Source organism: Parablautia sp. Marseille-Q6255 (genome assembly GCF_951230155.1).
Lineage (GTDB): Bacteria > Bacillota > Clostridia > Lachnospirales > Lachnospiraceae > Choladousia.
In genome coordinates, this window is sequence record NZ_CATNVD010000035.1 from 1 (window position 1) to 4852 (window position 4852).

General features: G+C 42.4%; 6 protein-coding genes and 1 pseudogene. 2 read left to right on the forward strand and 5 right to left on the reverse strand.

Annotation, left to right across the window (positions count from 1 at the left end):
* Positions 1-238: 238 nt before the first annotated feature.
* Together QOX44_RS17885 and QOX44_RS17890 are read right to left on the reverse strand one after the other, a co-directional pair.
* A complete protein-coding gene (locus QOX44_RS17885) occupies positions 239-565 on the reverse strand; it encodes a hypothetical protein (protein WP_283685182.1) in 327 nt (108 codons plus the stop codon).
* 82 nt (positions 566-647) lie between these two features.
* Positions 648-1544, reverse strand: coding sequence for a S8 family peptidase (locus QOX44_RS17890; protein WP_283685183.1), 897 nt, complete (start codon positions 1542-1544; stop codon positions 648-650).
* A gap of 79 nt (positions 1545-1623) precedes the next feature.
* On the opposite strand from QOX44_RS17890, the gene QOX44_RS18355 reads away from it, so the two are divergent.
* Positions 1624-1902, forward strand: a complete 279-nt coding sequence (locus QOX44_RS18355; RefSeq protein ID WP_442955446.1) for a hypothetical protein — start codon at positions 1624-1626, stop codon at positions 1900-1902.
* On the opposite strand, the pseudogene QOX44_RS18360 reads toward QOX44_RS18355, so the two are convergent.
* Positions 1784-2923, reverse strand: a pseudogene (locus tag QOX44_RS18360) (recombinase family protein); the annotation flags it as partial. The gene QOX44_RS18355 and the pseudogene QOX44_RS18360 overlap by 119 nt on opposite strands.
* Positions 2924-3321: 398 nt before the next feature.
* Here QOX44_RS18360 and QOX44_RS17905 point away from each other — a divergent pair.
* Complete coding sequence (locus QOX44_RS17905; RefSeq protein WP_283685188.1) at positions 3322-3621, forward strand: Abi family protein; 300 nt, start codon at positions 3322-3324, stop codon at positions 3619-3621.
* 274 nt (positions 3622-3895) lie between these two features.
* On the opposite strand, the gene QOX44_RS17910 is transcribed toward QOX44_RS17905, so the two are convergent.
* Positions 3896-4225, reverse strand: a complete 330-nt coding sequence (locus QOX44_RS17910) for a hypothetical protein (protein WP_059068622.1) — start codon at positions 4223-4225, stop codon at positions 3896-3898.
* A 4-nt stretch (positions 4226-4229) separates the two neighbouring features.
* Positions 4230-4520 (reverse strand): hypothetical protein, encoded by a 291-nt coding sequence (locus QOX44_RS17915; protein ID WP_283685192.1) that lies wholly within the window; start codon positions 4518-4520, stop codon positions 4230-4232.
* Positions 4521-4852 lie beyond the last annotated feature (332 nt).

Genomic DNA, 4852 nt, shown 5'->3' on the forward strand with positions numbered 1-4852 from the left:
TTGAACTCATCATACAGACTCCTTATGTTTTTTCTCAGCAATTAAACAATAAGATAAATCTGTATGATTGGGAAGAGGTTTCGATCTCTTCCCTTTATTTTTGCCAATGATAATTATACTCTAAGATAGAGACATAAGAAATAAGAACATAGAAATAGAGATGCTGAAAAATACCTCCGGCGCCATGCGTTCGAAATCGTATTTGACTGCATCTCTGTCTCACTATAAAACTATGCGTTTAAGCTCTGCTCCCATACTTCAGCGCAAAGTAAAGCCCCCAGTCCTGGTCATTTGCCCACGCATCGTAAAAACCGGCTGCAACGCCGTTTACGCTCATCGGATAAACCATCGCGCACGAAGCGCTCCCGTCTGTGTGAAAAAGGCTGAGTACCGCTTTCAGCGTCCGGTCTGCTTTCCCCGTAAAATATCCGCTCTCATCCACACCCTTTGCCTGCGCATAGGCATAGCCGGAAAGCGCGCTCCAGTAATGCGGAAATGTATCGCCCAGGCAGCGTCTTTTCCCGAACCAGAAGCCGTCCCAATGGCGGATCGCTACCTCATTCATATGATAATCCGGCTGAAAGCCCTGGAACAGATCCAGTACCTTAAGCTGCTCCAGCGCCTCTTTTTTGTTTTTATTTTCTTTATCATCTTGTCCCTGTCAGTCTGCGCAGATCCAGTATCCCCCATCCCTGCCGGTTCTGAGGAAAACCACAGCTGACCGCTGACTCCTTCATCCGCATCTTGACCTCAACGTTTGTAAGATACGGCTCTTTTTCCAGCAAAAGCGCAGCAGCCCCTGCTACTGCCGGAGCTGCCATCGAGGTACCGCTTTTTTTACTATAGTACCTGCCATTTCTCCAGTATGGACAGCAGGATACCACCTCAGTCCCCGGAATCACAAGCTCTGGCTTGCAGATACATTCCTGTGTGGGGCCGCAGCCGGAGTACAGACGGCCAGCTCCTCCCGACCGTCTCATCCAGTCTGCTGCGCCGACGGTAATCACCTTGCGGCTGTTTCCCGGCACTGTGACAGTCGAAGGTCCCGGTCCGAGATTTCCTGCCGCGACCACAACAACGATTTCTGCATCCCACGCTTCTTCTACTGCATTTACCAGCAGCGTTCCGCTTTTTGCCTGTTCTCCCAGTGTTGTGCCGGCAGAAATATTCATGATCCGTATCCGGTATTTTTCCTTATTGACGATCACCCAGTGAATCGCCCTGATCAGCTCCTCCATACTTCCCTCTCCATTACGGTCAAGTACCTTCAGATGAATCAGGCTGCAGCCGGGAGCAATCCCACAGTACCGCCCGCCGCTGCTGCTTCCGTCTCCACAAAGAATTCCTGACACATGCGTCCCGTGGGATGCATCATCGTAACACTCCTGTCGCCCATTTATAAAATCTTTAAATACTATAATCCGCTTCGCATAGTCCGGATGGCGGCTGATCCCGGAATCAAGTACGGCAGCTGTGACACCCTTTCCGGTAATCCCGGCCTGATGCACAGCATCTGCATACAATTTTTTTCTTACCCAATCCATACATATCCTCCCGTTATACAAAGTATGCATCACACCTGTTATCCGAAACCCCTGGCGTCAGTGAACAGGAATTAAATTCATTGCCCTGATCTCCATGCTGATGGATCATATCTACTATTTCTTCGGATATACAAATACCATTCCATGGTGGTTTGGACTGGTCGGACGTCTGGCAGCTCCGCCAGTGATTGACTTTCTAACCGAATCTTACGTTTCGAGGTTCTTGCCATTTAGCCCACCTCCTTCACAGTTTCTGATTGTGAAAAAAACTCCGACAACATCAGCCTCTTTTCCATTTCTTCCTGTTTCGCAAGCGCCTGCTCTGTCTCAGTGTATTGCTTTTCATAAATCGCACTAAAGTTCTTAAAATCTGCCTGCGTGATTACCCCCATTTTCAAATCTTCATAAAGTCCAGTCCGCAGCTCCAGATACTTTTCCTGCTCCTTTCTTAATCGTGTAATTTCTTTGTCAAATCCAACCACATCTGCAAACTCCATTTCCTTTGTCTTGAGATACTGTGCCTGCTGCACCCCTCTCCACAATTTCTCGTAGAACAGATATAATATATTTTTTCCGTTCCCTTATATCGGTTCATTCGACGAACCATTGGCTCTTTACAATCTCCGCAAAACAAAAGTCCCGAAAACATGTGCGCTTTCTCTTTTCCCTTCCCAGCTCTGGTATCGACTTTTAAAAGCCGCTGTACATTTCGGTAATCCTCTTTGGAAACGATTGCTTTATGAGTTCCCTCTACCTTAAACCACTCAGACTCTGGCTTTTCTAAAATCTTATCTACCTTATAATTGACTTTCTCCCGTTTTCCCTGTACCATCGTTCCGGTGTAAATCTCATTGGTTAAAATACGCTTTACCGCCACCGCAGACCATTTTGACACAATTCCGGCTTGAAAACCTGTGGAATAATGTTCTCCATGAGATTTCTTATATTCCAATGGAGAGAAAATTCCATTCTCATTCAGTCGGTTTGCAATGGCAAGATTGCTCATACCATCCAGTTTCCATGTAAAAATATTTTTCACAATCTTTGCCGCATATTCATCTATAACCAGCTTATTTTTATCTTCATGGTCTTTCTGATATCCATAGACTGCAAATGCCCCGATAAATTTTCCTTTCTCCCGTTTTATTTTCTGATGTGATTTTTACCTTTTCTGAAATATCCTGACAGTAGGAATCATTCACAAAGTTTTTGACCGGAATCACAAGAGATGTGGTACTCTGATCCGCAGTCAGACTATCGTGATGATCTGTGATTGCAATGAAACGCACAGAAAAAGCCGGGAAGGTCTTTTGAATGAACCGCCCGGCTTCAATATAATCTCGTCTAAATCTGGATAAATCTTTTACAACAACACAATTATCAGCAAAACCGTCAACAAACACATCAACATATTTAAAAACGCATATGCCAGGACAGAAGGAGTAACCCATATCATCAGGAAACGAGCTACTGCACATATGCCAACCATAACAAGCAATTGTATATTAGTCCCATCATGTTAATACTTAGTCCTTCTGGAACATTACTACTATTATACAAAATCATGTGTTATTCCCCAATCAATGCATATACTACCTTAGAGCCTTATAACCCTTTGTAAATCTCCTGTGGAAGATTCCTTCGGAAACAGTTGACATTTTTATATCGGTTTGTTACATTAGGCTCAGTGATCGTGTTGCGGAAACTTGCGAAGCCCGTGACCGGGGGGGGAGAGCCTGCGGATCTCTCCCTCTTTTGCTATATAGAGGTGAATACTATGATGAAAAAGACATTTGCCAGCTTTGAGCAGCAAATACAACATTTAGAGGACAAAGGAATTATCATATCCGATCAGGACTATGCTGAAGCCACCCTCAAGCAAATAGGATATTTCCCTTTGATTGATGGGTACAAGCACTTATTCCGAGTTCCTTTTACCAAAACATATAAGGAAGGAACAACCTTCGAGGAAATTGTTGCCTTATATGAATTTGACTCTGATTTACGAGATTATAATCTATTTTTGGCATTTTCCAATCTATCTTTATCAATAGAAATCATTTTTATTGAAGGATGATTATTTTCTCTATAATATACAATCATATTAGACAAGAATCTTTCTTTACAACAAATCGCCTCTTTTCTTAATTCAAATTCATTTGTTGCATTTTCAATCCATTGTTTCATAATACTCTTAGGTAACTGAAATGTATATTGTGCACCACATGCTAACTTCCAAGGAAGATTTGGACTAACCCAACAAAGATTATATTCTCCTTCAAACTTATGTTTATCAAGAAAATGATGACTTTGTTTTCACCTTCAAAGTCATCGCCAAAATAAATCTACACTTAATTCTTCTTTGATAGCTGCTGAGCTTCTCTTTCAAATACATGTGAGATATCGTACAATTCCGGCACATCAGAAATCGTACACACACTCACACAATAATTCAGCCACGGAATTTCTTTCGTCATCCGGTAAATTACTGCCATTGCTTTTGCTTCAGACATTTCCTTAGTTGAATGATAACCTGATCCTTGAATATGTTCAAAGCCATTCTTCTCAAAATATGACCTGACATCATAATACGCATTATGCCAATCCCCTTTAGGATAATGTTCTTTCAATGCCTCTGTATCTAAATCAAAATTGATACCTTTTCTCTGCGTACTGTCCACTCACTTAATTCCTCAAAAAATCAGTAATCAGATTTTCTTTTTCATTTCCATTATACCAGAAACATTCCTGTAAATGTTTGGAAATACCTGCTGCACTTTTGAGTGCAAAAATAGCCGCCCAAAACCTTCCGTAATCCTGCTGACGTCCTCTGTCCAAATATACTCTGCGTCCCGGCTCCCGGTTGGCACAACTTAAATCTTCCCTTTCAAAAATCTGATCTGTCTGCTCACAAATTCTGTCCATATCACTTGGCGTCAAATTATCAGAATCAAATTTTAATTCTACTTTATACATTTCATTCACCCTTCCACTTATCTCCACTTATCTGAATGATTCTTTCCCTGTTTCTCTACAATCATTCTATCACATCTCATCCCAAAAGTCATTTTCTTTTTTACTTATTGGTTTCCCCGTTACTGTCAAGTAATCGTTGGCAAATTTTTTCATACATGATTTATCATACGCCCGTTCAGGATACAGGCAACGCTGCTAACGCACCCGCTCCATTTCGCTCGCAGCGGAAGCTGACCTCATCCATCTCACCTGCGACTCTGATTCATTAAGTACCGGCGGCTTCACAGGTGTTGCATTTGGTATCTGTTTTTGTTCCGGGCTGTTTAATATCC

Coding starts and splice junctions, on each gene's coding strand:
- QOX44_RS17885 (WP_283685182.1), bottom strand. CDS start 565: ATGAATGAGGTAGCGATCCGCCATTGGGACGGCTTCTGGTTCGGGAAA.
- QOX44_RS17890 (WP_283685183.1), bottom strand. CDS start 1,544: ATGGATTGGGTAAGAAAAAAATTGTATGCAGATGCTGTGCATCAGGCC.
- QOX44_RS17905 (WP_283685188.1), top strand. CDS start 3,322: ATGATGAAAAAGACATTTGCCAGCTTTGAGCAGCAAATACAACATTTA.
- QOX44_RS17915 (WP_283685192.1), bottom strand. CDS start 4,520: ATGTATAAAGTAGAATTAAAATTTGATTCTGATAATTTGACGCCAAGT.